Origin of the sequence: Tepidiforma sp., from assembly GCF_034432735.1 — a bacterium.
GTDB lineage: Bacteria > Chloroflexota > Dehalococcoidia > Tepidiformales > Tepidiformaceae > Tepidiforma.
Genome location: NZ_DAOUBJ010000001.1, coordinates 1 through 26,609, shown reverse-complemented (window position 1 = coordinate 26,609; position 26,609 = coordinate 1). Strand labels below are relative to the sequence as shown.

Here is a 26,609-nt window from a genome sequence, read left to right as displayed (position 1 = left end):
CACTTCGAGGATGGGGGAGAGGGCGAACACGATATGGCCGGGCAGGCGCTGACTTCGCGCGAGAGGGCGGTGCTGCGGGACGTGGCGGTTGCCGCGGCCGGCGGTGGGCCGCTCGCGGAACGGTTCGCGCGCTGCGCCGGGATGCTGGGCGAGGTGGCGGGCCTCGGCTTTCTTGCGCTCTTCATGCGGGAGGGTACGGGCGAGACGGTACGGGCGGCGGGAGCCTGGCCGGCCGCGGTGGAGCCGGCGGTCCCCGGGCGGGTTGTGCCCGCGGCCACGGTGGGGCTCGCGCTCGAGGGTGGTTTGGCAGCCGGCGAGGCGTTTCTCACCGATGGGGATGGGGCTCCCGCTGCTGCAGCATGGCTGCGGACGGCTGGGTATGGCGCGGGCTGGGCGAGTCCGCTCTTCGAACGGGGCGACCTGGTAGGGTTCCTGATCGCTGGCTGGCGCGCGCGAGAGCGGCCGACGGAGCGCGCCTGCACCCTCCTCCGGGAGGCGTCGACGCTATTGGCTGCGGCGGCGGCACGCGAACGCGAGCTGCAGGCGGCCAAGGTGGCCGCCGCCCGCTCACGCGCAGCTGGTGAACTCGCCGCCCGGCTCACCCGCGGTGAATCGTTCGAGACGCTCTTCGCAGCGCTCGCGGAATTGCTGCCGGAGGCTTTGCCGGTGGACTACCTCGGGTTGATGGTGCGCGGCCCGGCGGGATTCGCGCTCGCCGGAGAGTTCCCACCGGGGGTGCACACCGGGGCGCCGCCTTCGGCGGAAGGCGATGCCTTCATCGACGCGATGGCGCGCGGCGGAGATACGCTCCAGTTCCGGCCCGAGCTCGGTGCGAGCCCCTCCGATGCGCTCGCGCTCCGGGGATACGGACGGGCGGCGGTCGCCGTACTGCGGGAGGAACGTCAGGCGGCTGGGCTTCTCGTCGTTGCGCGGCGGGGGACGGCGCGGTTCGACCCGGGCGAGATGGCGTTCCTCGAGCTGCTCCGGGCGCTGCTCTCCCAGGCGATGACGGCCCAGGCGCGGCGGCGCCGGGACGAGGGAGAACGGGCACGAGCGAAGGTGCTCAACGACCTCGCGGCCCATCTCTCGGTCGGTACCCCGCTGGCGGCGGTGTTCGACGAGCTCCGCGAGCGGCTCCCGGCGGCGTTGGCGTTCGACTGGGTCGCCCTTGCAGCCGTGACGCCCGATGGCGATGCGCTCGAAGTGGTCGGCGCTGCGCCGCCCGGCCGGCTGCGGGCCGGCATGACCTTTCCGGCCGCGACGGCGCCGAGCCTCACGCTCCCGTTCGATGCCGACGGGCTCTACGAATACGAACCAGCGAAGGCCCGGACGGCGTTCGGCCGAATGGTGGGCGAGGCGGGCTATCGGCGCGCGATCGTTGCCCGGCTCTACGACGGGAACCGGCTGGTCGGGAGCCTGAACCTGGCCCGGAAGGTCGATGCCCCGTTCGCTCCGGACGAACGGCGGTTCCTCGCGACGCTCGCGCCGCTCTTGGGGCTGGCAGTGGGCAACCGGCGCCGGCTGCAGGATGCCACCCGGGCGGCCGAGCGGCTCCGGGTGTTGAACGAGCTGGCGCTCCTGCTCAATCGGGGTGAGGGCCCCGAAGCGTTCTTCGAGGCGCTCGCGACGCGGCTGACGGGGGTGGTCGAATTCGACGGCCTTTCACTCTGGACCTACGTGGACGAGGAGCATCTGCGGGTGGTGGATAGCCTCAGGCGGCGCTCGACAGGACCGGGGTACACGGCGCGGCGCGATTCGTTCGGGATCATGTTCGCGGAGCTGGGGCGGGCGACGGTGTTGGAGGCACCGGTCGAGGAGTTTTCCGGGCCGATGGCCGAGAAGAACCGAGAGGCGGGCGTGAAGCGGGTGGCGGCGGTGGCACTGCGCCATGAGGGCCGCGACGAAGGGCTTTTGCTCATGAGCCGCATGCACGAGCGGCCATTCGACGCGGAGGAGGTGGCCCACCTCGAATCGGTCGCGGCACTCGTGGCACAAGCGCTGGCGAACCACCGGAAGGTGCGGGAGCAGATCGGCGAGGCGGTGCGCCGACAGGCACTGTCGGAGCTGACCGCCCTGCTCGAGGGTGGGGAGGACGTGCGCGACCACTTCGAGGCGCTTTCGCGGATCCTGCTCCAGGCGGTTGGCTTCGACTTGCTCTCGATCACGACCCGCGACCCGGTAACGGGCGCCTATGTGCCGGTGCGCTCGAGGCCGCTCGACATCGACGCCGATCCGGACTTCCGGGAGGAGGGAATCCGGCAAACGGTGGAGGCGGGTGGGGTCGTGCAGTACCGGACGGACCGGAACCCGAACCGGGTGCCACAGGCTCTCGCTCGGGCCGGCTATCGGCGGGCCGCGACTGCCGTGATCAGCTCTTCGGAGGGGCACGAAGGGTTGCTCACCATCGGCCGGCTGGAGGATGAGCGCTTCGGGACGGAGGAGTTGGAGTTCATCCGGCTGGTCGCGGCACTCCTGGGGCAGGCGACGGCGAACCAACGAGCAAGGCTCCGGCGGGAGCGGCAGGAACAGTTCGAGCGAGTGCTCGCCGAGGTGGCGCTGTTCGTGAACGACGGCGCGCCGATTGCGTCGCATTTCGAGCGGCTCAGCCGGCTGCTCCTCGGGTTGGCGGGGGTGGATGGCGTCGCGCTGGCAGTCAGGGTGGGCGAGGATGCCTACGCCTGCTGGCGGACGGGGCGCGCCGACGTGCTCCCCGTCGATCCGGCAGAGGTCGAGCGGTTGGAGGCCTCGGGCCAGCGGAGCGTGCAGTTCGACACGGGGGATGCGAACGCCGATACCGCCGTCGTCCGCGAGATGCGCGAGGACGGGATCGCGCGGGTGGTGGCAACGTTGCTCCGGGCAGGCGAACAGGCGGTAGGGGTGTTGGCGCTGGGGCGGCGCCAAGCGCGCCCGTTCGATGCCGACGAACAGCGGTTCGCGGAGCTGCTCGGAACCCTGGTGGCGTATGCGGTCGCCAATCGGCAGCGGCTGGAGTTGAGCATCATCGAGGCGGAGGAGCAGGCGGTGTTGGCGGCGGCCGCGAGCGCTGCGGCCCGCGAGACGGACCCGCTTTCGATCGCGCGGGAGCTGCAGCGGGTGGTAGGCCGACAGATCCCGGCGGCGTACGTCGCGTTCGGCTTCCTCGAAGGGGAGCGCGTGCTTTTCCCGAATCGGGCTGGCGAACCGACCGCGATGCCCCTCGGAGCGAGTTTCCGCGAGGCGATGGAGACGGGCGTCGCCGTCGTGCCGCCGGTGGCACGGCGGACCTCGCCGGGATCGGCCCTGCCGGAGCTCGACGCGCTCGGCATCCAGGCACACATCGTGGCGCTGGCCTCTTCGGCCGGGACTCCGGTGGGGCTGCTCGTCATCGGTTCGCGCGATCCGAACTTCGAGCCGGACGCTCGAGAGGTGGAGATCGTTCGGCTGATTGCGGACATCGTCGGGCCGGCGATGGCGAACGCCCGCGCGATGGAGCGCGAGCGCCTCGAGGCGGAGGACCAGCGGCTGCTCGCCGAGGTGGCGGCAGTGGCCGCGCGAGAGGGGTCGCCGGACGCGATGACCGTCGCCCTCCAACGCCCGCTCCGGCGTCTCGTCCCGCTGCCGATCGTGGCCTTCGGGCTGAAGGACGGAGACCGCATTCTGTACCCGCTCGGGGACGGGACCGTCTTCGAGGCCGCAGTCGACGCCTATGCGCGCGAGGCCGAGGAACGCGGACAGACGCATGCCGACCGACTGCCCGATGACCTCGACGAACGGAGCCCGCTCTGGCGGATGGGGGCCCGTGCCGCCTCGACCACGGCGGCGCGCGCTGGCGGTCGGACGATCGGGTTCCTCGTGGTGGCCTCGCGCGATCCGGACTACGTCTTCGGGGAGCGGGCGCTGCGGCTGCTCCGACTGATCGCGCAGATCGTGGGTCCGGCGATGGAAAACGCGCGCGCGGCCGAACAGGCGCGGCAGGATGCCGAGGAGCAGCGCTTCCTCTCCGACATCGCGGCGGTGGCCACACGGGCCGAAACGGAGGACGAGCTGGTGAGGCAGCTCGGGCAGGAGTTCCGCTGGCTGGTTCCGGCTGCGCGGGTCGACCTGCTCCTCTTCGACGAGGAGGGGAACCTCGTGAGCGCCGTGATGCCGTCGGTACGGCTCCCGGTCGGGTTCGATTTCCCGGATGCGAAAGCACCGGCGCCGGTGGTGCGGGAGCCCGACGAGGCCGTCACGGCGGCATCGCGGGAGCGCCAACGTGAGCTCGGCATCGTGCGGAGCGTGACGACGCGGCTGGCCTCGCGCGGGACGACGCTGGGGGTGCTCTGGGTGGGGACGAGCGACCCAGAGTTCCACTTCTTGCCGCGACACCTGCGCGTCATCAAGCTGATGGCCGACATCCTCGGTCCCGCCGTTGCGAACCTCCGCGAGCGCCGGCGGCGCATCGAGGAGGCCGAGGAGCAGCGGTTCCTCGCCGACGCCGCCTCGGCGGCGGCCCGGGCAACGGGCGATCGCGAATTCCTCGCCGGGCTGACAGCGACCTTCGCGCGGCTCGTCCCGAACGCCATCGTCGGCTTCTACTACGCGGATGGCGACCGATTGACCGAGCCGGTCTCCGGGACCGTGGTGCCGCTCGGGCCAGCGGTCCGCCGCGCGATCGCGGCGGGCCAAGCCGTGGACTCGCTGGAAACGCCCGACATCCTGCCGGAGAACCGCGCTCGGATCGCCGCGAGCGGCTTGCGGACATGGGTCACGACCGCGGCGGCCTCGGAGGGGGAGACCATCGGGGTGCTCGTCGTGGGGACACCCGAGGAGGGGTATGCCTTCAGCGAGCGCGACCTCCGGCTGTGCCGATTGGTGGCCGATATCGCCGGCCCGGCGATGGCAAACTTCCGCGAGCGGCGGCGGCGAATGGAGGAGGCCGAGGACGAACGCATCGTGGCGAGCGTGGCGGCCGCGGCCGCGGCCGCGCGGAGCGTGGAGGAGGTGGTCAACTACCTGCCCGCCGTGCTCGGCGAGCGCATCCCTGGGGCGTTCGCGATGTATGGCTTCGTCCAGGGAGACGCGATCGCCTATCGCGTCACCGACCCGCAGGCACGGGAGGTGATCGGGCAGGAGGAGCTCGTGATGCGCTTCTCGCCGGTCGGGCGGGAGGCGCTGGCGACGGGCCAGGGCGTGGGCGACCTGGCACCGTACCGCGCGCAGTTCTATGGCGAGCTCGGCTTGTGCGCCTACGCGCTGAGTTCGTACCACTCGGCGGGCGGTGTCTCGGGCATGCTGATGGTCGCGAGCCGCGATCCGTCGTATCGCTTCGCCCCGCGCGAGCTGGCGCTGCTCCGGCGGGTGACGAGGGTGGTGGGGCCGGTGATCGAATCGGTGACGGCCCAGGCGGAGCGCGATCGACAAGCCGAGGAGCAGCGCATACTCGCTGAGGCGAGCGCGGCGGCAGCGACCGCCTCCGGGCCGATGGCGATCCTCCAGGCGGTGGTGCCGGTGCTGGAGCGGTTCGTGCCCTCGGCGTTCGCCGCCTATGGGCGTTTCGTTGGCGACGAGCTGGTCTGGCCGCATCCGCTGGGCGGCGAATTCCGGCTGCCCGTGCTGCCGCACGAGGACGATGCGAGGCGAACGGGGCAGGTGGTGGTGCCGGGCACGGCCATCCCGGCGTCGCATTTCGGGCCGAGCTTTGGGTTCAGCGTGGTGTGCTACACGGCGTCGTATTCGGCCGGCGAACCGACGGGGCTGCTGCTGGTGGCGAGCCGGCAGCCTGGGCATACGTTCGGGGCGCGCGACCTCGACCTCATTCGGCGCATCGCGCAGGTCGTCGGCCCGGCGCTGGAGGCGAACATCGCGGCGCAAGACCGGATGCGCCAAGCGGCGACCTATGGGCTCATCCTCGGGTCGCTTTCGGAGGCCGTCATCCTCTCGGATCGCACGGGCCGAACGGTCTTCGCGAATCAGCTCGGTCGAGAGATTGTGCAGGCGCTGGCGGTGGACGATGTGGCGGCCGGCATGGACGGTGTGCTGCAGCGCATGCCCGAGGAGCTGCGCGAGCCGTTCCGACGGGCGTTCGACGATGGGATCCGGGGGAGCGGGCGGGCCGCAGTGACGGTGAGCGGGGAGCTGCGCTGGTTCGACTGCGAATTCGTCCCGATCGCCGATCCGCAGGTACGGCTGCTGACGGTGGCGGCGGACGTGACCGAGGAAGTGCGACGGGCGGAGGCGGAGGCGGCGAACCGGGCGCGGATGGAGCAGGCCTCGCGGCTCGCGGCGCTTGGGGAGCTCATCGGCGGGGTGGCGCACGAGCTGAACAACCCGCTGACGGCCATCCTCGGTTTCGCCGAGGTGCTGGCGTACTCCGACCAGACGGGGCAGTTCAGCGAGGAGCTCGGCATCATCCAGAAGGAAGCCCTCCGCGCGCGGAATATCGTCCGCGACCTGCTGTTCATCGCGCGGCCCGGCGAAGTGGAGCACGGGCCGGTGTCGGTGTCGGAGGTTGTGGGCCACGTGGCGCGGCTCCGAGAGCGCGCCTGGCAGCAGGCGGCGATCGAGGTCGCGCTGCGAGTCGACGAGGGGTTGGAGGTCTGGGGCAACGAGCATCAGCTCACGCAGGTGGTACTCAACCTGGTGACGAACGCGGAACACGCGCTCGAGGGGCGGCCGGTGCGGCGGATCGTGATCGAGGGGAGCCGGGACGAAGCTGGACAGGTGCGACTGGCGGTGAGCGATACGGGCGCGGGGATGGACGAGGCGACGCGGGCCCGCATTTTCGAGCCGTTCTTCACGACCAAGCAGGGTTCGGGCACGGGTCTCGGGCTCTCGCTGAGCTACTCGATCGTGCGCTCGCACAGCGGCACAATCGATTGTCTTTCGGCACCCGGGACGGGGACGACGTTCGTCATCACCTTGCCGGCGCCGCCCCGCGAGCCGGCGGTGGCGGAGGCTGGGGCGGCGCCAGTGCCGGCGCGCCAGGCGACGGTGTTGGTGATCGACGATGAGCCGAGCTTGCGGAAGGTCTGCCGCCGGCTGGTGGAGAGCCTCGGGCACCGGTGTATCGATGCCGAGAACAGCGAGCAGGCGCTCGCGCTGGTGGCGGATTCGGAGCCGGACATCATCCTCTGTGACTACCGCTTGGCTTCGGGGACGGCGGACGCGGTGTTCGCGGGGCTGGAGGCGCGGTTCCCGCACCTCATCCCCCGAGCGATCATCGCGACGGGGGCGACGACCGATGCGGGCGTGGTGGCGCTCGTCGAGCGGTACGGGTTGGAGCTGCTCGCGAAGCCGTACGGGGTGGAGGACCTCGCCCGTATCTTCCGGGAGCGGGTCGGGGAGGAGGGCACCGATGCCGGCGGTGCTCCTCAGGCGGGGAGCTCTGGCTGACACTGCCGGCAGAAGCTGGTGACCCGCTGGTTGGCGGTGATCTCGCTGATCGGGGTGCCGCAGCGGGGGCACGGCTGGCCGCCTCGGCGATGGACGCGGAGGAAGTCGCGGCGCTCTTCGTAGTCGAGGGTGTCCTGCTTGACCATGGCCGCGCGGGCGAGGGGCGTGGCCCAGGCCATGACGGCGTGGGCGCAGCGGTAGAGCCGGCGGAGGTCGTCGGTGGTGAGTTTCGTCCGCGGGGTGTAGGGGTTGATCCGCGCTTCCCAGAGGATTTCATCGCTGTAGGCGTTGCCGATGCCTTGGACGAAGGCGGCGTTGACGAGGATGTTCTTGATGCCGCCGCGGTACTTCGCGATGCGGGCGAGCCAGACGTCTTCGGTGAGCGCTGGGTCGAGCAAGTCGGGGCCGTTTTCGGCCCAGCCGGGGATGCTCTCGAGGCGATCGGCGGGGAGAAGGTAGAGTTTGCCCATGAGGCGGTCATCGGCGTAGCGGAGCGCGCGGCCGCCTTCGATGGCGAGGACGAGGCACGTCTTGGCGGGCATCTTGGCGGCAGGGTCGATGTATTGGAAGCGCCCGGTGAGCATGGGATTGACGGCGATGACGCGGGCCGATTGCAGTTGGAGCAAGAGGAACTTGCCGTGACGGCGGAAGGCGGCGAAGGCATCGCCGGGGAGGGTCTGGCGGAATTCGCTCGCTGGGGTGCGGAAGACGACGGGGATGCGCACGGTGCAGGCTTCGATGCGACGGCCCGTGAGCTGCTCGTCGAAAAAGCCGCGGATGGCTTCGAGCTCGGGGATTTCGGGCACCTGCCAAGTATAGGGAGCCGCGGGTTGGGTGGGGTGTGCCGCTCGGCGACCGCCGGCGGGCCGGAGAGGTGGGAGGGGAGCATCGGGGCCGATGTGTCGAGCCGGCTGATGATTTCGACGACGGGACGCGGGGTGGCGAGGTCGGCTTCGAATTCGTCGGCGAGACCAGGGAACACCCGGCCGGTGTTCGCCCCGGTCTGGTGGAGGGCGGTGACGCGCGGCTGCTCAGGGACGGAGGAGGCGGCTGAAATCGACGGAGATGAAGATGCCCTCGGCTTCGGCGCAGAGGGTTTCGCCGGCGTGGAGGGTGCCAGCGGCGAAGATCTTCCGCCCTTCGACGCGGTCGACGCGCGCCTGGAAGACGACTTCGGTGTGCAGGGGGGTGGGCCTGCGGTAGCGGATGGTGAGGGTGCCGGTCATGCCGGGCTGGCCGGTTCGTGCCTGGGCCATGCCGAGCACTTCATCGAAGGCGGCAGCGATGATGCCGCCGTGGACGTGGCCGGGTGGCCCTTCGTACTGGGCGCCGAAGGTGGCGCGGCCGACGATCCGGTCGCCGTCGACTTCCATGCGTAGGGGCGGGGCGACGGGGTTGCCGAGGCCGATGACGGGGCTCCTATCGAACATGGCTCGCGCATCGCCGGCGGGGGCCGATTCGGCGAAGCCCCAAGGGCGGTGGCCGGTGCGGGTCGCTTCGAGCCGTGCCCCGAATTGTTCCATGGCTTCGGCAGCGGCGAGCAGGTCGGCTTCCTCGGCCTGCATGTCGGTGAGCGCCTCGGCGACGGTGCGCATGGCGGCGGCGAGGCGGTGGAGGGCGGCGCGCTGGCCGGTGGGCGGCTCGTCGGGGGGAACCCAGTTTTGGAGGGCGGCGAGGTTCTGGGCGAACGGATCGTCGCTCATGCGTGAATTATCTGTTGGGCGCTCGGTGAGGGCTACCGCGCTCGAGCGTCAGCCGAAGATGCCCTGTTCGGCGAGGGTGGCGACCTCGTCGTCGCTGTAGCCGGCAGCGCGGAGGATATCGAGGGTATCGGCGCCGGGTTGGGAGGCCATGCCGCGGACGCGGACGTCGGCACCGCGGATGCGGAAGGGGGCGGCGACGGTTTCGAAGGTGCCGGCTGGCGTCTCGAGGGGCTGGAAGGCATCGCGGCCACGGAGCTGTGGGTCGGCGATGACGTGCGGGAGTTCGACCATGGGGGCCCAGATGAGCCCTTCGCGGTCGAGCTTTTCGGCGAGGTCCGGGAGGGTCTCGGCGAGGAAGGCCCCTTCGATGGCGGCGGTGATCTCGGCGGCGCGCTGGCGGCGGGCGGCCATGGTGGCGAGGGCCGGGTCGGCGGCCCAATCGTCGCGGCCGATGACGCGGCAGAGGCGCGGCCAGTAGGGGTCGGGCGTCATGTGGACGAGCATGAGCCAATGGCCATCGCCCGTGGGGTAGGTGTTGAAGAGGGGGTTTTCGGGCGCTGTTCGGTCGAAGCGGCGGGGCTGGCGCCCGTCGACGAGCGTTTTGGCGACGTCGGTCGCGATGGTGTAGAGGCCCGTCTGCTGGAGGGAGAGGTCGACGACCTGGCCGCGGCCGGTGCGGTCGCGGAGGCGAAGGGCGGCGAGGGCGGCGGCGACGGCCGCCATGCCGGTGGTGTGGTCGCCCTGGGCGATGCGGGAGATGACGGGCGGCCCGCCCGGGTGGCCGATGAGCGACATGATGCCGCTCCGAGTCCAGAAGGCGGAGAAGTCGAATCCGGGGCGATCGGCATCGGGGCCTTCGAGCCCGTAGCCGGTGATGGCGACGAAGACGACCTGCGGGTTGCGTGCGTGCACGTCCTCGGGGGTGAGGCCGAATCGGCGGAGCCGCCGCGGGAGGAGGTTGGTGAGGAAGATATCGGCGCCGGCGAGCAGGCGATGGACGACTTCGGATGCGCCGGGGGCTTCGAGATCGATGGTGACGGACTTTTTGCCCCGGTTTTCGAGTTCGAAGAGGAAATTGAAGGGGGCGGTGCCCGTGCCGGTGCCGATCGGCACGACGCCGCGCATGACTTCGCCGCCGGGCGGCTCGATTTTGACGACGTCGGCGCCGAGGTCGCGCAGGAGGCCGCCGGCGCTGGGCGCAGCGACGTAGTTGGCGAGTTCGATGACGCGGATTCCTTCGAGCGGGGCGGGTTCGGTCATGGCGTTCGGGGGTTGCAGGGGAAGGGTAAACTGCGGGGCGGTGTCGGGCGAGCTGTTCAAGGTGACCCACACGAAGATCGAGGCGTTCCGACGGTGTCGGAAGCAGTATTGGTTCGGCTACGTTTCGGGGCTGGTTTGGCCCGCACCGGGCGATCCGCCGGCCGCGATCGTGGGGAATGGCGTCCATCGGGCGATGCAAAAGCTCTGTGACACGGGCGAGCCGAAGGATGGTTGGGCGGAGCTGGACGCCTACTTGCGGATGCCGAAGCATGCGGTGGCGGGCCCAGGGACGGAGGGCTGGGCGCTGGCGTTCGCTTGCTACGAGCGGGGCATCGAGGCGCATCGCGCGATCGTTTCGGAGGCGCGCTGGGCGGAGCTGGAAAGCTGGGCACCCTCGAAGCGCCTCGGCATCACGGTGCGGGCCAAGGCCGATCGGGTGGATCGCCTGGGGCCGGACCGTTGGCAGGTGGTGGATTGGAAAACGGGCCGGTTCGACCTCGACGATGTGGTGGACCGGCAATTGGACCTCGTTCACCTGATCGTGCGGACGGTGCGAAAGCTGCCGCGTGCGGCGACGGTTCGGGCCGTGGGCTGGAACTTGCGCACGGGCGAGCAGCGCGTCCGGGAGCTGACCCGCGACGACGCGAGGGCGACGATGGAGTACCTGGGCGGGATGGCGCAGAGGATGCAGGCCGAGACGGAGTTTCTAGCGACGCCGGGGGTGCACTGCGCCTTTTGCAATTGGCGCGACCGGTGCGAGGAGGCGGCCCGGGTGGAATCGGAGGGGCTCGACTGGCTGGAATGGGACGATGGCGTCGAAGGCCTCGGGGCCGACGGGGTGCGGGGGCCGGCGTAGTTCCGCGCGTGGACGAAACGTTAACGTTTCGGGGGCCATTGGGCCCTTCACACGGAAGGATATCGGACTATGCTATGGATCCATCCGCGGGAGGCGCGGCTGGGACGGGGAGGGCTACGATGCAGGTCGAGGTCATCGAGTTCGAGCTGGAGTGCCCGGAGCACGGGGTCTACCGCGTCCAGGTGCCGGTCGAGCTGCCGCGGCCGCGAGCGTGCGCCCACTGCTACCTGCCGGTGAGGCGGCGAGAGGTGCGCAGGTTCACGGCGCCGATGCCGGTGGCGGCTTCGGCGGTGGGGCCGGCGGAAGCGTACGTCGGTTGAGTGGGCGGATGGTCGAGGCGGGCTGCTTCAGCCCGTACCTTCCTTCGCCCAGGTGAAGTGCATTCGGCCGTGGGCGGCGTTGGCGGCGAGGATGCCGCCGATGGTGCCATCGGCCCAGGGGGCGCCGGGGATTTTCTCCTGGAGCTGGGCATCGGTGAGCGAGGCGAGGAGGGCGAGCGTCTCGGCGCGGGTTTCGAGGCCGATGCGGGCCAACTCGGCGAATGGCTTGCCCCGGTGGGTCCTGGCCCACTCTTCGGTCCAGGCGTGGATGCCGGCCATCACCTCTTCGCGCGATTGGGGGGTGCCGTCGGGGCGAAGGCGGCGGGGCAGCGCCTGCTCGCCGCGGAGGTGACGGCGGATCATGTCGTTCCAGTTCTGTTCGATGAGGGTGGTGTGGATGAAGTGGTCGGCGTAGGACCACCAGGCTGCGGGGTCGTGCTCGGAGCGGGTGCGGGGGGCATGGAGGGCTTCGGGCGGCATGGCCGAAAGCGTTTCGAGGAGCCAGGTACGGTCGCGGTTGAGTTCGATTTCGATGGCGATGCGGTCCACGGGGTCTCCTTGGGTCAGTTGTAGGCGGCGCGGGACGAGGTGCTGGTTTCGCCGGTGCGGGCAGCCGCGATGGCCCGGTGAGCGGCTTCGACGTACTCGGGGGCGTACCGTTCGTGGATGGGTGTGGCCATGACGTGAATGCCCTCGGGCGAGGTGGTGCGTCCGGCGACCCAGCCTTCGCGGGCGAGCGCGCGGGCGACGCTCCCCATGTCGACGCCCTCGGCGGCCCAGGCGAAGGCGTAGAGCGGTGGTTCGCCGTGGATGCGAACGCCGGGGATGGCGAGTAGGCCCGATTCGATGGCGGCGCGGGCGCGCATGCTGGCGGCGGCGAGCTCTCGATAGCCTTGGCGGCCGAGGAACTGGAAGGCGGCCCAGGCGGCGGCGATGGCGCCTCCGGGGCGGGTGCCGGTGAAGGTGAGGCTGGTGTAGGTTCCGCTTGGCCAGTCGTCGAAAGTGTAGCGGGCGAATTCTCGGTGGTCGGCGGTGCGAAAGAGGACGGTAGAGGCGGGCTTGGCGGCGAATCCGGACTTGTGGAGGTCGGCGGAGATGGAGGTGACGCCGGGGACGTCGAATCCGAAGGGCGGAACGGGGTAGCCGAGTTCGCGGACGAAGGGCCCGAGGATGCCGCCGACGCAGGCATCGACGTGGAGCCAGAGCCCACGAGCGGTGGCGATGGCGCCGAGCTCGACGATCGGGTCGACCATGCCGAGGGAGTAGGAGGGCGCCGAGGCGTAGAGGCCGATGACGGCCTCGTCGATGGCGGCGTCGATGGCGGCGGGGTCGGCGCGGTAGTCGGGGCCGACGGGGACGCGACGCACGACGAGGCCGAGGTAGTGGGCGGCTTTGTCGAGGGCAGGGTGGGCCGAGTGCGGCGCGACGACGACGGGCGGGCCGGCGGGGTGCCGGGTGGCTCGGGCCCATTCGCGCATGGCGGCGATGGCGAGGAAGATGCTCTCGGTGCCGCCGCTGGTGAAGATGCCTGGGGTGGTGGCGTCGCCGCCGAGCAGGCCGGCGACGCTCTCGAGGACGTCGGCTTCCATGCGGCCGAGGCTGGGGAAAACGCGAATGCCGAGCCCGTTTTCGACGAGGAACATGCCGAATGCTTCGCGGAGGACGTGTTCGAGTTCGTCGGAGGCGTACCAGACGTAGGCGCCGTGCCGAGCGTGCCGCCAGTCGAGGTCGGCGGCGCGGGAAGCTTGCATCTCGGCGGCGATTTCGGGCCAGGGGCGGCCGCGCTCGGGCATGGGCATGGGCGGCTCCGAGGGGGAACTGGTGGGGAGTCTACGCGACGGGCGCGGGCGGCGCCTCAGGCGGTATCGGGGTCGGGCTTTTCGAGCTCGAAGGCATCGTGGAGGGCGCGAACGGCGTCGTGGACGCGGTCGGCCGCGATGATGCAGGTGAGCCGGATTTCGCTGGTGGAGATGAGCTCGATGTTGATGCCGGCGTCGTAGAGGGCGCGGAACATGCGGGCCGCGTAGCCGGGAGCGGTTTGGATGCCGACGCCGACGATGGAGACTTTGCCGAGGTTGGCGTTGCTGGACCATTCGGGGGCGCCGACCCGGGCGCAGATCTCAGGCATGAGGGCCTCGGCCCGGCGGAGGTCGGAGCGGGAAACGGTGAAGGAGAGGTCGGTGAGGTTGGCTTCGGAGGCGTTCTGGACGATGGTGTCGACGCTGATGCCGGCTTCGGCGAGCGGTTCGAAGATGTTGGCGGCGATCCCCGGGCGGTCGGGGACGCGGCGGACGGTGACCTTGGCGACGTCGAGGTCGTGAGCGATGCCGCGGACGCGATTCCGTTCTTCCAATTCTGCCTCTCCTCGGATGAGCGTCCCCGGGGCCTCGACCATGCTCGAGGTCACGAGGATCGGGACGTGGTACACGGATGCGAGCTCGACGGCGCGATTGTGCATGACCTGCGAGCCTTGGGTGGCGAGCTCGAGCATCTCTTCGTAGGCGATGTCTTTGAGCTTTCGTGCGGTGGGGACGATGCGAGGGTCGGCGGTGTAGATGCCTTCGACGTCTTTGCAGTTTTCGCAGATGTCGGCGCCGAGGGCGATGGCGAGGGCGACGGCGGTGGTGTCGCTGGCGCCGCGGCCGAGGGTGAGGATCTCCTGGTGTTCATCGACGCCCCAGTACCCGGCGACGACGGGGACGCGCCCGGCAGCGAGCTCGGCGCGCACACGGTCGGCTTCGACGCGGGAGATGCGGCCTTGGTAGTGGCGGCCCTGGGCGATGATGCCGGCCTGCTGGGCGGTGAGCCCGACGGCCTCCTGCCCGAGCGATTTGAGGGCCATGGCGAGGAGGGCGACGCTGACCTGTTCGCCGGTGGAGAGGAGCATATCGAGCTCGCGCGGGTCGGGGTCGGGTGCGACTTGGAGGGCGAGGTCGATGAGGTCGTCGGTGGCGGTGCCCATGGCGGAGACGACGGCGACGACCTGATCGCCCTGGCGAAGGCGGCGGATGATGCGGCCGGCGACGTGGCGGATGCGTTCGGCATCGGCCACGGAGGTTCCGCCGTATTTTTGGACCACGAGCACGAGGCTAGCGTAGGACGAGCGGGGGATAGCGGGAAGGAGGTGGGCTGCGAGCGGTCAGGCGGGCCAGGCCATCTGGTAGTGGGTTTCGGTTTCGCCGACCTGATGGAAGCCGTGCCGTTCCCAAAGGGTGCGCGAGGGGTTGACTTTGAGGACTTGGAGGGTGACGGGGCGCGCGAGCTCGGCGGCACGGGCTTGGACGGCGCGGACGATGGCCGAGCCGATGCCCTGACGCTGCCAGCGGGGCGCGAGTTCGAGGCGGGCGATTTCGACGGTGGGGCCCTGCTCGTCGAGGTCGAGGAAGCCGGCGAGTTCGCCATCGACTTCGATGGCGAGGCGCAGGTCGGGCCAGCTGCCGGCGAAGTGGTCCTGCTGCCAGGCGTCGTCCCAGGGGCCGAAGGTCTGGACGACGTATGCCTCCATGGCGGCCCGATGGATGGCGTAGAGTGCTGGCTCTTCGGCGGGCTGGGCGGGGCGAATGACGAATCCGGCGGGCACGGGCGAACCTCCTGGCCCCGCAGGCGCTGGCGGCCCGGGGTACGGCGCCATGGTAGCGCGCTGGGCGCCGGGCGGCCTGCGTGAAAACCCGGACGAAGGGGTGTACGCTCCCGCACATGGAGCTGGACCTCGGCTGCGAGGCCGCCATCCGCGACCCGGCGGGCTACTTCGCGAGCGCCCGCCTGGGCGGCGATGTGCAGTGGAGCGAGCGGCATCGGGCGTGGGTCGTGCTCTCCCATGCTGGGGTATCGGCGGCGTTCCGGGATCACGAGCGGCTCGCTTCGGACCGGGTGGATACGTTCGAGCGCGCGGCGCGTGGGCGCTCGGAGGCATTCCATCGGGCGGTGGAGATGTTGCACGCGTGGCTGAACTTCCGTGACCCACCGGCGCATACGCGGCTGCGGGAGCCGCTGGCGGGGGCGTTCACGCCGCGGGCGGTGGGCGGGCTCGAGGCGCGCATTCGTGCCATCGTGGCGGAGCGGCTGGATGCCTTGGCGGCGAGCGAGGGCGCGGTCGACCTTTCGGCGGATTTCGCCCGGCCGCTGCCGGCGCTGGTCATCGCCGCCGTGCTGGGGGTCGATGGGGAGGAGCGGGAGCAATTCCAGGCGTGGTCGGACGATATCGCTCACCTGGTCTTTTCGCTCCGGCCGGGCGGGGTGGCCGAGGAGCCGGTGGCGCGCGCGGCCGCGGCGTTCATCGCGTTCTTCTCGCGCCACATCGAGCGGGTGCGGGCCGAACCTTCGGATTCGCTCCTCTCGAGCATCGTCCATTCGCCGGTCGGTGAATTGGAGCAGATCGAGCTCATCGGGCTCTGCACGTTGCTGCTTTTCGGTGGGCACGAAACGACGACGACGCTGCTCATCAATACGCTGGCCACGCTGCTGGAGCGGCCGGCGCTCCGGGAGTGGCTCCGGGAGCACGCGGAAGCGGACGAGACGGCCGTCGAAGAGTTCATGCGCATCGGCGGGCCGGCGCGGACGATGCCGCGAAAGGTGCGGGTCGATCATGAGCGGGGCGGACGGCTGCTTCGCGCGGGGGAGAATGTGTTCCTCTCGATCGCTGCGGCGAATCACGACCCGGAGGTCTTCGCGCGCCCAGGCGAAATCGACCTCCTGCGCGACCCGAATCCGCAGCTCGGTTTCGGCTGGGGGCTGCACTATTGCTTGGGGGCGAATCTGGCGCGGCTGGAGGCGCGCATCGCCCTGCGGATGCTGTTGGAACGGTTCCCGGCGATGAGGCCAGCGGGGGTGATACCGCCGCTTCGGGGCGATGTGATGGGCTTCGGGAGGCGCCCGCTGCCGACGCGCCTGCGCTAGCTGCGCACAGGCACGAGCGTGGCGTGAGCGATGCCGGTGAAGGCACGCACGAGGTCGTGGTCGGTGGTGCCGTCGGGACGTTCGACGCCGGTGTGGACATCGACACCCCACGGCCTGACGCGGCGGATGGCGGCGGCGACGTTGGTGGGGTCGAGTCCGCCGGCGAGGATGACGGGCACGTCGACGGCCTCGACGATGCGGGCGCTGAGCGACCAGTCGTGGGTCTTGCCGGTGGCGCCGTGGCGGCCGGTGGCCGGGTCGTAGGTATCGAGGATGAGGGCGTCGGCGTGGCGGGCGCGCTCCCGGGCGAGGTCGAGCGCTTCTGGACCGGTGACGTGGACGGCCAGGATGACCGCGAGGCCGGGGATGGCCTGGCGCATGCGGTGGATTTCGGCGGGATCGGCGGGTGCGTGGAGCTGAACGCGGGTGACGCCGATCTGGCGGCACATGGGCACGACCTCGGCTGCAGTGACCCGGTAGGTGATGAGGACTGGGACGATGAAGGGCGGCAAGGCACGGACGATGCGGGCGGCGCCGGCCTCGTCGAGGCCGTTGTGCGGGCCGCTGGGGAGGCCGATGGTGAAGCCGATGGCGTCGACGCCGGCGCGCTCGCAGGCGAGGGCATCTTCGAGTGTGGAGATGCCGGCGATCTGGACGCGGGGCCGCCGGAGGTTCATGCGCCCGCGAACTCCCGCACGGCGGTCGCGAAGGCTTCGAAGAGCGCGCGGGCCTGGTCGCGCATCGGGCCGGGCGGGCCGAGGGCGATATCTTCGGGGTGCCACTGGACGGCGATGAGCTGGTTCGGGATGTCCCAGTCGAGGGCTTCGACGGTGCCATCTTCGGCGCGGCCGACGATGCGGAGGCCGGCGCCGGGCTGGGCTGGGTCGACAGCCTGATGGTGGCGGGAGTTGACCTCGATGGGGCCGGCGCCGAGGAGGTCGTGGAGACGCCCCGGGCCGGCGAGCACGACGGTGTGGGCGCGGCGATGCTTTTCGTCGATGGGCGGCGCATCGGCATGGCGGCTATGGCCGACCACGTCGGGAAGGTGCTGCACGAGTGCCCCGCCCCGCGCGACGGCGAGCATCTGCATGCCGCGGCAGATGGCGAGGATGGGAGCGCCTGCGGCGATGGCGGATTCGATGAGGTCGGCTTCGAGCGCGTCGCGGGCGGGCTCGGGCGGGTGGTTCGCGGGGTGGGGAGGCTGGCCGTAGCGAGCTGGCTCGATATCCGTCCCGCCGGCCAGGACCAGGCCGCCAAAAGCGGGCGGGGGGCTCTCGCCGGGGCGAAGGACGTGGACGCGGAGACCAGCTGCTTCGAGCGCGCGGATGTAGGTTTCGTCGCTCTTTCGCGGGGTGGCCCCGAATGGAAGGAGGACGGGAGCGGGCATGGTTGCAGTGTACGGGACGGCGTCGAGGGTTGGCCGGGGGCGTGGTGGCGAGCAGCTGGGAGTCAGGGGGTTTTGCGCTTCCGTTGCTTCTTGGGGGCGGGGTCGGCGGCGGGCGTGGGGCGGGCGGCGAGGGCGGCGGCGATGGCGTCGAGGCGGTCGTCGACGGCGTCGAGGCGGTCGTCGACGGTGTCGAGGCGTTCGAGGATGAGTTGGACTTGGTCGGCGAGGCGTTGGAACTCGGTGAGGGGCACGGCGCCGGCGGCTTCGATCAGGGGGCCCCAGGCTTCGCGGGCCGCCCGGGCGAAGGCAGCGCGGGCCGCGACGTAGTTCCGCTCGGTTTCGAGGGTGGCACGTTGGCCAGCGGCCGAGGCCATGACGCCTTCGACCGTCTTCCCCCAAGCCGCGAGCAGCTGCTCGTTGAGGGCTCGGAACTGGCCGAGGAGCTCGTCGATACCTGGGTTGCCGGCGTCACTCTGCGTTGCCATGGCGCGCATGATACCGGCCCGCGGCCGCGTTGGGATGGTTCGGCCGAGATTCCTGGGGGCGGTCGGTTCAATCGTGCTCGCGCAGCCAGTCGGCGAGGGCGGGCCAGACCTGGGCGCGGGCCCGGCGCCCCGCAATGACGGAGATGTGGCCGCCTTCGAGTTCGAGGAAGCGCGTATCGGTGCTGGAGACGGCATCGAGCAGGGCGCGGGCGCTTTCGGCGGGCACGATGTCGTCTTTGGTGGCGGCTACGCAGAGGATGGGGAGGCGGATGCGGCCGAGGTCGACGCGACGACCGAGGATCCGGAGTTCGCCACGGAGGAGTTCGTTGCGCTGGTAGAAGTGGCGCACCCAATGGCGGAAGAACTGCTTGGGGAGCGGTACCCACTCGTTGGCCCAGCGGTTCATGGCTTTGTAGCCCTCGAGCCACTTGGGGTTGGCGGCGTTTTCGAGGAGGGCTTTCGCTTGTTGGATATCGCCGAGGGGGTTGAGCATCTTGAAGCCGGTGCGGATGAACTCGGCGGGCATCATGTCGAAGGTTTCGAGGATGGCATCGACGTCGAAGCGATCTTCGTCGGTGATGCGGGGGAATTCGCCTTTGGTGAAATCGATCGGGCCAACCATGGCGAGGAAGTTCTTCGCCGGGAGGGAGGGGTCGTGCGCCAGGGCAGCGGCAGTCATGGGGACGCCCATGCAGTAGCCGAAGACGGTGGCGGATGGGGCGCCCGCATGGCGGAGGGCCTGGCGGAGGAGGGAGGGGATCATGTCGGCCACGATGTCGTCGAGGCCGAGGTCGCGGTCTTCGGGGCCGAAGACGCCCCAATCGACGAGGTAGAAGGGGATGCCCTCGGCGGAGAGGAATTCGGCGAACGACTCGCCAGGGCGGAGGTCGAAGATGTACGGGCGCGAGATGCCGAGGTAGGGGAAGAGGACGAGCGGGGTGCGGAGGCGCGGCCCCTCGGCGGGAGGGTAGTAGTAGAGCCGCGCCTTGCCGCGGAACCCCACGATCACACGGTGGGATTGGGCGACGGCAGCCGGTGCACCGAGCGCATCGCGCAGCCCCTGGGCGAGGCGAAGGAGCTCGCTATCGGATTCGAAGGCAGGGGCCTGCGTCATGCCGGCGAGTATACGCGCGCGATGCAAGCCCTGGTGGGGTCGTCAGAACTGGCACTCGGGGAGGGTTTGGAAGTAGACGTCGAGCCCTTCGGGGTCGTACCGCTGGAGCTCGTCGAAGCTATCGGCGACGTCGCCGAAGAGCTGGTCGATGAGCGTGGTGAGGCGATTGGACTCTGCGATGGCCTGGTCGAGGGCGGTGAAGTCGAGGTTGGCGGCCTCGCGGGTGAGCCGCTCCATGGCGGCGACGAGGTCGTCGGATGCGGTGACGAAGACGGCGTGGATGGCTTGGCCGTCGCCGACGGGCGGCGGGGAGAGCCTGCCGACGTCGCGCTGGAAGCTGCGGGTATCGGCGAGCCCCTGCTGGAAGAAGTCGACGAGGAGCCGCTCGACGTCGTCGGGGGTGGTGGCCGCATCGATGTCGCTGGCGAGGCGGTCGGCGCCATTGGAGATAGCAGCGACCCAGCCGCCGAGGGCGGTGCAGATGCCGCTCACCCAGGCTTCTTTCTCGGCCTCGGCGGCCGATGGGGTCTCGGTCTGGAAGATGACGGCGGCGCAATCCGGATCGGCGTCGATGGTGGCGATGAGGTCGCCGACGGCGGCATGGTCGCGGGCGACGGCCTGGAGCCGGGCGCGGAAGTCCGGTGCTTCGACGGTATCGGCGATGGCGAGGAAGGCGGTCAGGAAGTCGGCGCTATCGGGGATTTCGGCGACGCGGCGGGCGATGTCGTCGGTGCGGGTGGTGTTCTCGGCGAACTGATCGTGAAAGGCGCGGACGACCTGTTTGCCGCCGTCGATGTCGGGCTGGCCGAGGTCGTCGAAGGCGGAACGGAAGGTGTTCTGGGCGGCGCGCTGATGGTCGATGGCGCGGGCGAAGGCGGCTTTGGCGCTTTCGGTATCGGCGAGGTCGGCGTTGGCGAGGGTGTTGCCAGCGGCGTCGGTCGCGGACTGGTAGGCAGCAGCGGCACGGCAGAGTCCATCGACCCATTCGCGAACGGGGGTGGAGGGGGTGGAATCGCTGCAACCGGCGGCGACCAGGGCGACGAGGGCGAGGGCCGCAACGAGGAGGTGAGCAGGGCGGATCACAGCATCTCCGGGGTGGCACGGCGGGCCGCTGGTCCAGTGTAGCCGGGGGATGGGGCCGGCGATACGCCGGGCGACGGTTCGGGCGCGGCTTCAGGCCGAGTGGAGGATGTCGCGCAGGGCCTCGCAGACGTAATCGACGTCGGCGTCGGTCATGGCGGGGAAGAGCGGGAGGCTGATGGCGCCCTCGAAGATGCGCTCGGCGACGGGGAACTGGCCGGGCCGATAGCCGAGGCGCCGGTAGGCGGTGTGGTAGTGGAGCGGGATGAAGTGGACGGAGGTGCCGATGCCACGTTCGGCGAGCCGCCGGATGACGTCGTCGCGGGGCACGGGGGAGCGTCGATTGTCGACGCGGACCATGAAGATGTGCCAGGCGTGGCGGTTGGCTTCGTCCCAGGCGGGGAGGGTGAGGAGGGGCTCGTCGCGCAGGTTGGCGATGTAGCGCATGGCGATGCGGGTGCGGGCTTCGGTGAGGCGATCGAGCTTGGCGAGCTGGCGGCGGCCGAGGGCGGCGGCGAGGTCGGTGAGGTTGTCTTTGAAGCCGAATTCGACGATGTCGTAGCGCCAGCTCCCACCGGCGTCGTACCGGTTCCAGGCGTCTTTGGTCATGCCGTGGAGGGTGAGGACGCGGACGCGGTTGCTGAGGGCTTCGTCGAAGGTGGCGAGGGCTCCGCCTTCGCCGGTGGTGATGTTCTTGGTGGCGTAGAAGCTGAAGGCGGTGGCATCGCCGATGGAGCCGATGGGGCGGCCCCGGTAGACGGCACCGATGGCGTGGGCGGCATCTTCGAGCACGCGGATGCCGCGGGAGCGGGCGATGGCGAGGATGGCATCCATATCGCAGGGCTCTCCTGCGAAGTGGACGGGGATGACGGCTTTCGTGCGCGAGGTGATGGCGCGTTCGAAGGCGGCCGGGTCGAGGTTGGCATCCCCCTCGCGGACGTCGACGAGCACGGGCTGCGCGCCGCAGTGCACCACGACGGTAGCGGTAGCGGAGAAGGTGTAGGTGGGGACGATGACTTCATCGCCGGGGCCGATTCCCCAGGCGCGCAGGCAGAGGTGGAGGGCGGCGGTGCACGAGTTGACGACGTTGACGTAGGGGGCGCCGCAGGCGGCGGCGAGTTCCCGTTCGAATTCGCGCAGGTTGGGGCCGCTGGTGAGCCAGCCGCTGCGCAGGGTTTCGGCGACGGCGGCGATGTCGTCCTCGTCGATCGCGGGCCGAAAGAAGGGGATGCGCAGCTCCACCATGATGAGAGTGTAGGATGCGTGCCGATACCGACCAGCGAGGGGGCAGGCTTGGCCGCAATCGCGCATCGATTCATCGAGACGAACGGGATCCGCATGCACGTGGCGGAGGCCGGTTCGGGGTTCCCGGTGGTGTTCTGCCATGGCTTTCCGGAGCTGTGGTTTTCGTGGCGTCACCAGCTGGCGGCGCTGGCGGAGGCGGGGTACCGGGCGATCGCCCCGGATATGCGGGGTTACGGCGAGACGGATGCCCCGGAGGATCCGCGGGCGTACACGATGAAGGTGCTTTGCGCCGACATGGCCGGGCTGCTGGATGCACTGGGACTCGCGCGGGCGGTATTCGTGGGGCACGACTGGGGCGGGGCGGTGGTCTGGCAGATGGGGCTCCGCTATCCGGAGCGGGTCGCAGCGATCGTCGGGCTGAATACGCCGTACGCACCCCCTTCGAATCGCCGCACGACGGAGGCCCTGCGCGACTACCACGGGCTCACGGACCGCACGTTCTACATGCGCTACTTTTTGCAGCCGGGTGTGGCCGAGGCGGAGCTGGAGGCGGACCTCTCGATGACGTTCCACAAGCTGTTCATGGACTTCACGCGGAAGGAGGACTTCACGACGTTCATGACGGTGGGCGGCGACGGGAGTGGCGTGTTGACGCGGATCCCGGACGACCGGCGGTCGTTCCTCTCCGAGGAGGAGATTGGCGTTTACGTGGAGGCGTACCGCCGGAGCGGCTTTCGCGGCGGCTTGAACTGGTACCGGGCGGCGGACCTGAATGCGGAGGAAGCGGATGCACCCAAGGGGCCCCAGATCCACCTGCCGGCGATGATGGTGACGGCGGCGGACGACACGATCTTGAAGCCGGAGATGGCGGCAGCGATGCCCGCGCTCATCCCGGGAATTCGGATGGAGCACCTCGAGCGGTGCGGCCACTGGGCGCAGCAGGAGCGGCCGGAGGAGGTGAACCGCCTACTCTTGGATTTTCTGGGCTCGCTCGGGTTGGCGAGCGGGTGAGGCTCGTGGTCAGGGCCGGCGGAGGAACCGGCGACGGAGCGGGAAACTCCGGCGGCGGCGCCACCGCCGGAAGGGAGCGAAGAACCGGAACATCGGAACGACCTCGCGCGAAGGGTTCGCCCTTCCCATGGCGCGGGCCGGCCGCTAGGTGAGGGGGAGCGTCTAGCTGCAGCAGCTTTCGCCCTCGCGGGGGGGACAGCACAAGTCGTAGCAGAACGTCGCGAGCCACTGGATGACCTCGGGGTCGAGGCAGTAGCACGCGCCCGGGCCTTCGACCTCGCCGCGGACGATGCCCGCCTCCTTGAGCACCTTGAGGTGCTGGGAGACGGTCGATTGCGCGAGCGGTAGGGTCGCGACGAGGTCGGACACGCAGGCGGCGCGGCGGGCGAGTTCGCTGACGATGGCGACGCGTGCTGGGTTTCCGAGGGCACGGAAGATGGCGGCGGCGCGCTCTTGGTCGGTAGAGAGCGTTGGGATCTCTTTCATGGTCCGCTCTTCATGGTAGCGCGGCGCGTCATCGGTGGAGGAGGGCCAAGAGGCGTTCGTCGATTTCTCGCAGGGGGCGGCCTTGGCCGTACCGTTCGAGGACGAGCTGGCGGCCTTCTCGGTTGGGGCCGAGCGTGCCGGCCTCGTGGCGTTGGAGGAGCCGCCGGAGTGCCTCCCGAACCGCCTCGTCGCCGGCCGCCCGGATGGCGCCCGGCATGGGGTACGTCCAAATGACGTAGCGGCCCCGGGCGAGGGCTTCGGCGGCCATGAACGATTGGCCATCGTGGGTGGTGAGCCGGACGAGGACGGTGATTTGGCGGTAGAGCGCGTCCATGTCGTCGACCCAGCCACGGGCTTCGAGGTTGGGCGGCAGCGGTTGGGGGAGCGTTTCGGCGGGTGACGGGATGAGGAGGAACCGGACGTCCGGGAATGCATCGGGGAGGCGGCGCATGGTGCGCCAGTCGAACACTTCACGGTCGAAGGGGTCGACGGGGTAGTACAGGAGCACCGTGAACCGGGGCGGCAGCGGCGGAGGGGCTGCGGTGGGAAGGGGGATGGGGAGGGGGACGACGTCGGCGCGGATGCCGACGAGGCGGAGCTCCTCAGCGAGCCAAGGGGCGTCGCACCAGTGGATGGCGCGCTCGGCGATCGCGACGGAGGCGTTGCGGCGGCGGTGTTCGGCGAGGGCGATTTGGACGTCGGTCCCGACCCAGTGGATGACGACGGGCCGCCGGCGAAAGCGGAGGAGGAGGTCTTGGGGGGCGCCGCGGTCGAGCCGGCTGCCGATGAGGTAGATGATATCGGCGCGGGCGACGGCGGCGGCGACGCGAGCCCAGCCGCGCAGCGAGCGGCCGGGGTGGGGGAGGTAGGTTGCCCGCCAGCCGATGGCAGAGAGTTCGGCGGCGAGGCGCCGTCCGAAGTGGGGCAGCCCGAGGACGAGGAGGCGCCCCTTGCGAGCGCTCACCCCTCGCGCTCCGGGGTGCGGCGTGCGCGCGGCGCGAGGAGGGTGGCGCCAGGCGGGACATCGCGGTCGACGAGCGCGTGCGCGCCGATCGTGGCGCCTTCGCCGATGGTGACGCCGTGGAGGACGGTCGCGCCGAGGCCGAGGTAGGCCCCGCGCCGGATGCAGACCGGGCCCTGCTCGCGGGGTCGTCGAGCGCGGAGCGGCCCTTGGCCGACATCGAGATGGGTGACGATGCTGACGCGCATGGAGAGGGTGGCATCGTCTTCGATGATGACGGCATCGGCGAGGTCGATGAGGACGTCGGTACCGAGGTGGACGCGGTTGCCGAGGCGGAGATTCCGGAAGTCGTTGCCGGCGTTGACGATGTGGATCGGGCCGTGGATGGAGATTTCGGAGCCAACGGAGGCGCCGAACTGGCGGAGGAGGTCGGCGTGGTGGCGAGTGGTGGTGCGGAGCTCCATGGCGATACCTTCGATGCCGTCGCGGAGGTAGCGGGCCTGCCAGCGGGCACGGCGGGCGGGGCCGAGGGCCCGCTGGAGGGGGCGCAGGAAGGGTCGTATGGCGTCGCGGAGCGCGGGGAGGGCGGACATGGGACGGGCTCGTGGGCGGGCTGTAAACTATCCGTAAAGTGTTTGGCGGGCGCTGGCTGAAGCCCGGGGATTGGCTTGCCCGCACTATCTTCGCCGCCTACGCTCCTAGCAGCGAGCGCATTCCAGCTCCTCGAGAGGCGACATGAGACGAGCGATTCTTTTCGGTGCCGGTGTCGTGGCATCGGTGGTGGCGTCGGTTCCGGCGCTGGTAGCGGCCCAGAATCCGCCGGCCCCTCCGGCGACGTTTTACGGCAGTGTCCCTTCGGGCGTGGGGTCGGGGCAGACGGTCCTGGCTATCGTGACGAGCGGCAGTACGACGCAGACCTGCGGCGTGGGCTCGACCCTGGCGGCCGACTCGGGTGTGGTTTACGTAGTGGACGTCGTCTCGGCTAGCCAGGTGGCGGGCTGCGGTGCTGATGGTAGTACCGTGCAATTCTACTTCGTGGGCAACAGGCAGATGGCGACGGATACGGCGACCTGGACGGGTGCCGGGCCGGTGCAGCGAAACCTGACGGGGCTAGGCCCGCAGCTGACGCCGCGGAATATCGGGCCGCAGGTGGCCAAAGACGGCGTGAACTAGCAGAATCCCGGACATGAACGTTGGGCGCCGCGGCGGCGCGCTCCTCCAGCGATGGGTGGCAGCGATGCTCGCCGCGGCGCTTGGCGTGTGGGGCTCGGCGGGGGCGCAGGAGCCTCCGGGTGCCCCCGATTTCGCCTGGCCGTACGGGACGGTGCTGGCCGATGGGGCCAACCTCGATCCGCCTATCCAGCCCGTCATCGCGCTGGTGAACGGGGTGAGCTGCGGCGATGCGCTGACGAAGGTGGCCACGGCCGCGCCCGGGACTCCTCCCGGCGATGTCGGGAAGACGGTCTACGTGGTGGACGTGCTGGCGGACGGGAGTAGGCCGGGCCAACGGCTCGGCTGCGGGGTGGCGGGCTTGCCGATCCAACTGTGGTTCCCGGTGGCGCGGCGGTTCGCGCTGCAGCAGCCGCCCTTCGCGCCGGGTGGCCAGCGGGTCGACCTGGCCCTCGGGGCGCGGCTGGGATTCGAACTGCGCGCAACCGTGGTGGCGAGCGACGGGGCGTACTGAACGTTACGCACCGGCGAGGAAGCGCCGGGGTACCTCGCGGAGCATGAGGTCGATGGTCTCCTGGGGGACGCCCTCGCGGAGAAGGGCGGGAACGGCGACGGTGGAGACGAAGAGGTAGCGGGTCGGGCCCTGTGGGGGAGGCGGTTGCTGGCCTTTGACGACGGGCGTGGGGGCATAGTCGTGGCCGAGCATGAGGCGGTGCGCCCAGCCGCGGTCGATGAGTGCCTTGACGGTGGCGTTGCGCTGTTCCCACGTGGGGCGCCCGGGGGCACCGGGGTAGCGGTCCATCGAGAGGTACACGCCGCGCTCGAGCAGCCGTTCGAGATAGTCGACATCGGTGGTATCGGCGCTGTGGCCGATGGCGACGCGGTCCATGGGGACGCCTTCTGCTTCGAAGATCTGGACCTGCTGCCAGCCGACCTCTTCGGGCGCCCACTGGTGGGTGGAAATGGGGATGCCAGTCCGCTTGCAAGCGCGAGCGGCGCCGCGAAGGATGCGCTCACCTTCGGGGGTGACACCGCCCATATCGTTGGCGACTTTGATGACGCCGGCGCGGATATCGGTTCGGCCGATGCCGACTTCGATTTCGTGGACGAAGATGTCGGCGATTTCGTCGGGGTCGCGGGTCCAGAAGGAGCGGGGAATATCGCGCCAGATACCGGTGGCAACGACGACGTGGATGCCGGCTTGGCGGGCGACGTCGCGGACGAATTCGACGTCGCGGCCGAGGTCGGGGGTGGTGAGGTCGATGATGGTGCCGATGCCGCC

The 26,609-nt window shown here is 70.3% G+C and carries 24 protein-coding genes; 7 read left to right on the top strand and 17 right to left on the bottom strand.

The features are described from left to right. Nucleotides 1–33: 33 nt before the first annotated feature. Complete coding sequence (locus tag VAE53_RS00120) at nt 34–7,353, top strand: GAF domain-containing protein (RefSeq protein WP_322817324.1); 7,320 nt, start codon at nt 34–36, stop codon at nt 7,351–7,353. Here VAE53_RS00120 and VAE53_RS00115 read toward each other — a convergent pair. From VAE53_RS00115 to VAE53_RS00105, 3 genes are all read right to left on the bottom strand, one after another. Beyond that, on the bottom strand, nt 7,332–8,159 hold the full coding sequence (locus VAE53_RS00115) for a DNA-formamidopyrimidine glycosylase family protein (RefSeq protein ID WP_322817323.1): 828 nt from the start codon (nt 8,157–8,159) through the stop codon (nt 7,332–7,334). The genes VAE53_RS00120 and VAE53_RS00115 overlap by 22 nt on opposite strands. Before the next feature lie 225 nt (nt 8,160–8,384). Next, a complete protein-coding gene (locus VAE53_RS00110) occupies nt 8,385–9,056 on the bottom strand; it encodes a PaaI family thioesterase (RefSeq protein ID WP_322817322.1) in 672 nt (223 codons plus the stop codon). Nucleotides 9,057–9,104: 48 nt separating this feature from the next. Beyond that, nucleotides 9,105–10,316: a CoA transferase gene (locus VAE53_RS00105; RefSeq protein WP_322817321.1), complete on the bottom strand. Its 1,212-nt coding sequence runs from the start codon at nt 10,314–10,316 to the stop codon at nt 9,105–9,107. Between the two features lie 40 nt (nt 10,317–10,356). On the opposite strand from VAE53_RS00105, the gene VAE53_RS00100 reads away from it, so the two are divergent. Together VAE53_RS00100 and VAE53_RS00095 are read left to right on the top strand one after the other, a co-directional pair. After that, nucleotides 10,357–11,172, top strand: a complete 816-nt coding sequence (locus VAE53_RS00100) for a PD-(D/E)XK nuclease family protein (protein WP_322817320.1) — start codon at nt 10,357–10,359, stop codon at nt 11,170–11,172. 119 nt (nt 11,173–11,291) lie between these two features. Next, the gene (locus tag VAE53_RS00095; RefSeq protein WP_322817319.1) at nt 11,292–11,492 is read left to right on the top strand and encodes a hypothetical protein; all 201 of its coding nucleotides are present in this window, start codon (nt 11,292–11,294) and stop codon (nt 11,490–11,492) included. 27 nt (nt 11,493–11,519) lie between these two features. On the opposite strand, the gene VAE53_RS00090 is transcribed toward VAE53_RS00095, so the two are convergent. From VAE53_RS00090 to VAE53_RS00075, 4 genes are read right to left on the bottom strand one after another with little or no spacing between them, the layout of a single operon-like run. Further along, complete coding sequence (locus VAE53_RS00090; protein WP_322817318.1) at nt 11,520–12,041, bottom strand: DinB family protein; 522 nt, start codon at nt 12,039–12,041, stop codon at nt 11,520–11,522. A gap of 14 nt (nt 12,042–12,055) precedes the next feature. Beyond that, complete coding sequence (locus VAE53_RS00085) at nt 12,056–13,291, bottom strand: aminotransferase class V-fold PLP-dependent enzyme (protein WP_322817317.1); 1,236 nt, start codon at nt 13,289–13,291, stop codon at nt 12,056–12,058. A gap of 56 nt (nt 13,292–13,347) precedes the next feature. Beyond that, nucleotides 13,348–14,577: an aspartate kinase gene (locus tag VAE53_RS00080; protein WP_322817316.1), complete on the bottom strand. Its 1,230-nt coding sequence runs from the start codon at nt 14,575–14,577 to the stop codon at nt 13,348–13,350. A gap of 54 nt (nt 14,578–14,631) precedes the next feature. Further along, complete coding sequence (locus VAE53_RS00075; RefSeq protein WP_322817315.1) at nt 14,632–15,072, bottom strand: GNAT family N-acetyltransferase; 441 nt, start codon at nt 15,070–15,072, stop codon at nt 14,632–14,634. A 116-nt stretch (nt 15,073–15,188) separates the two neighbouring features. On the opposite strand from VAE53_RS00075, the gene VAE53_RS00070 reads away from it, so the two are divergent. Continuing rightward, nucleotides 15,189–16,388 (top strand): cytochrome P450, encoded by a 1,200-nt coding sequence (locus tag VAE53_RS00070; protein WP_322817314.1) that lies wholly within the window; start codon nt 15,189–15,191, stop codon nt 16,386–16,388. Here the strand turns inward: VAE53_RS00070 and VAE53_RS00065 are convergent. The 6 genes from VAE53_RS00065 to VAE53_RS00040 all read right to left on the bottom strand — a co-directional run bounded on the left by VAE53_RS00065 (nt 16,385) and on the right by VAE53_RS00040 (nt 21,699). Then, nucleotides 16,385–17,065, bottom strand: a complete 681-nt coding sequence (locus VAE53_RS00065) for a phosphoribosylanthranilate isomerase (protein ID WP_322817313.1) — start codon at nt 17,063–17,065, stop codon at nt 16,385–16,387. The genes VAE53_RS00070 and VAE53_RS00065 overlap by 4 nt on opposite strands. Continuing rightward, nucleotides 17,062–17,775 (bottom strand): gamma-glutamyl-gamma-aminobutyrate hydrolase family protein, encoded by a 714-nt coding sequence (locus tag VAE53_RS00060; RefSeq protein WP_322817312.1) that lies wholly within the window; start codon nt 17,773–17,775, stop codon nt 17,062–17,064. The genes VAE53_RS00065 and VAE53_RS00060 overlap by 4 nt, the downstream gene beginning before the upstream one ends. A gap of 62 nt (nt 17,776–17,837) precedes the next feature. Then, nucleotides 17,838–18,260, bottom strand: coding sequence for a hypothetical protein (locus VAE53_RS00055; RefSeq protein ID WP_322817311.1), 423 nt, complete (start codon nt 18,258–18,260; stop codon nt 17,838–17,840). 67 nt (nt 18,261–18,327) lie between these two features. Then, the gene (locus VAE53_RS00050) at nt 18,328–19,374 is read right to left on the bottom strand and encodes an alpha/beta fold hydrolase (RefSeq protein WP_322817310.1); all 1,047 of its coding nucleotides are present in this window, start codon (nt 19,372–19,374) and stop codon (nt 18,328–18,330) included. A 42-nt stretch (nt 19,375–19,416) separates the two neighbouring features. Further along, nucleotides 19,417–20,457 carry a hypothetical protein gene (locus tag VAE53_RS00045; protein WP_322817309.1) on the bottom strand — a complete coding sequence of 347 codons (1,041 nt, stop codon included), beginning with the start codon at nt 20,455–20,457 and terminating at the stop codon, nt 19,417–19,419. 90 nt (nt 20,458–20,547) lie between these two features. After that, nucleotides 20,548–21,699, bottom strand: a complete 1,152-nt coding sequence (locus tag VAE53_RS00040; protein ID WP_322817308.1) for a DegT/DnrJ/EryC1/StrS aminotransferase family protein — start codon at nt 21,697–21,699, stop codon at nt 20,548–20,550. A gap of 48 nt (nt 21,700–21,747) precedes the next feature. Between VAE53_RS00040 and VAE53_RS00035 the strand changes: the two genes are divergently transcribed. Next, a complete protein-coding gene (locus VAE53_RS00035) occupies nt 21,748–22,710 on the top strand; it encodes an alpha/beta hydrolase (protein WP_322817307.1) in 963 nt (320 codons plus the stop codon). Between the two features lie 162 nt (nt 22,711–22,872). On the opposite strand, the gene VAE53_RS00030 is transcribed toward VAE53_RS00035, so the two are convergent. The 3 genes from VAE53_RS00030 to VAE53_RS00020 are packed head-to-tail and all read right to left on the bottom strand — an operon-like array spanning nt 22,873 to nt 24,750. Continuing rightward, nucleotides 22,873–23,196 (bottom strand): metalloregulator ArsR/SmtB family transcription factor, encoded by a 324-nt coding sequence (locus VAE53_RS00030; protein WP_322817306.1) that lies wholly within the window; start codon nt 23,194–23,196, stop codon nt 22,873–22,875. Between the two features lie 28 nt (nt 23,197–23,224). Beyond that, the gene (locus tag VAE53_RS00025; RefSeq protein ID WP_322817305.1) at nt 23,225–24,160 is read right to left on the bottom strand and encodes a hypothetical protein; all 936 of its coding nucleotides are present in this window, start codon (nt 24,158–24,160) and stop codon (nt 23,225–23,227) included. Beyond that, nucleotides 24,157–24,750: an acyltransferase gene (locus tag VAE53_RS00020; RefSeq protein ID WP_322817304.1), complete on the bottom strand. Its 594-nt coding sequence runs from the start codon at nt 24,748–24,750 to the stop codon at nt 24,157–24,159. The genes VAE53_RS00025 and VAE53_RS00020 overlap by 4 nt, the downstream gene beginning before the upstream one ends. A 427-nt stretch (nt 24,751–25,177) precedes the next feature. Here VAE53_RS00020 and VAE53_RS00015 point away from each other — a divergent pair, with 427 nt between their 5' ends. Both VAE53_RS00015 and VAE53_RS00010 read left to right on the top strand, forming a co-directional pair. Beyond that, on the top strand, nt 25,178–25,330 hold the full coding sequence (locus tag VAE53_RS00015; RefSeq protein WP_322817303.1) for a hypothetical protein: 153 nt from the start codon (nt 25,178–25,180) through the stop codon (nt 25,328–25,330). A gap of 13 nt (nt 25,331–25,343) precedes the next feature. Continuing rightward, entirely contained in the window at nt 25,344–25,841 is a 498-nt protein-coding gene (locus VAE53_RS00010; RefSeq protein ID WP_322817302.1) for a hypothetical protein, read from the top strand. A gap of 3 nt (nt 25,842–25,844) precedes the next feature. Here the strand turns inward: VAE53_RS00010 and VAE53_RS00005 are convergent. Beyond that, nucleotides 25,845–26,609 (bottom strand): hypothetical protein (locus tag VAE53_RS00005; RefSeq protein WP_322817301.1); only part of this gene is annotated, 765 nt, incomplete at its 5' end.

Bases quoted from the DNA above. Each gene is read 5' to 3' on its own strand.
- VAE53_RS00120 (WP_322817324.1), top strand. From the start codon at position 34: ATGGCCGGGCAGGCGCTGACTTCGCGCGAGAGGGCGGTGCTGCGGGAC.
- VAE53_RS00110 (WP_322817322.1), bottom strand. From the start codon at position 9,056: ATGAGCGACGATCCGTTCGCCCAGAACCTCGCCGCCCTCCAAAACTGG.
- VAE53_RS00105 (WP_322817321.1), bottom strand. From the start codon at position 10,316: ATGACCGAACCCGCCCCGCTCGAAGGAATCCGCGTCATCGAACTCGCC.
- VAE53_RS00095 (WP_322817319.1), top strand. From the start codon at position 11,292: ATGCAGGTCGAGGTCATCGAGTTCGAGCTGGAGTGCCCGGAGCACGGG.
- VAE53_RS00085 (WP_322817317.1), bottom strand. From the start codon at position 13,291: ATGCCCATGCCCGAGCGCGGCCGCCCCTGGCCCGAAATCGCCGCCGAG.
- VAE53_RS00070 (WP_322817314.1), top strand. From the start codon at position 15,189: ATGGAGCTGGACCTCGGCTGCGAGGCCGCCATCCGCGACCCGGCGGGC.
- VAE53_RS00065 (WP_322817313.1), bottom strand. From the start codon at position 17,065: ATGAACCTCCGGCGGCCCCGCGTCCAGATCGCCGGCATCTCCACACTC.
- VAE53_RS00060 (WP_322817312.1), bottom strand. From the start codon at position 17,775: ATGCCCGCTCCCGTCCTCCTTCCATTCGGGGCCACCCCGCGAAAGAGC.
- VAE53_RS00055 (WP_322817311.1), bottom strand. From the start codon at position 18,260: ATGGCAACGCAGAGTGACGCCGGCAACCCAGGTATCGACGAGCTCCTC.
- VAE53_RS00050 (WP_322817310.1), bottom strand. From the start codon at position 19,374: ATGACGCAGGCCCCTGCCTTCGAATCCGATAGCGAGCTCCTTCGCCTC.
- VAE53_RS00040 (WP_322817308.1), bottom strand. From the start codon at position 21,699: ATGGTGGAGCTGCGCATCCCCTTCTTTCGGCCCGCGATCGACGAGGAC.
- VAE53_RS00030 (WP_322817306.1), bottom strand. From the start codon at position 23,196: ATGAAAGAGATCCCAACGCTCTCTACCGACCAAGAGCGCGCCGCCGCC.
- VAE53_RS00020 (WP_322817304.1), bottom strand. From the start codon at position 24,750: ATGTCCGCCCTCCCCGCGCTCCGCGACGCCATACGACCCTTCCTGCGC.
- VAE53_RS00010 (WP_322817302.1), top strand. From the start codon at position 25,344: ATGAACGTTGGGCGCCGCGGCGGCGCGCTCCTCCAGCGATGGGTGGCA.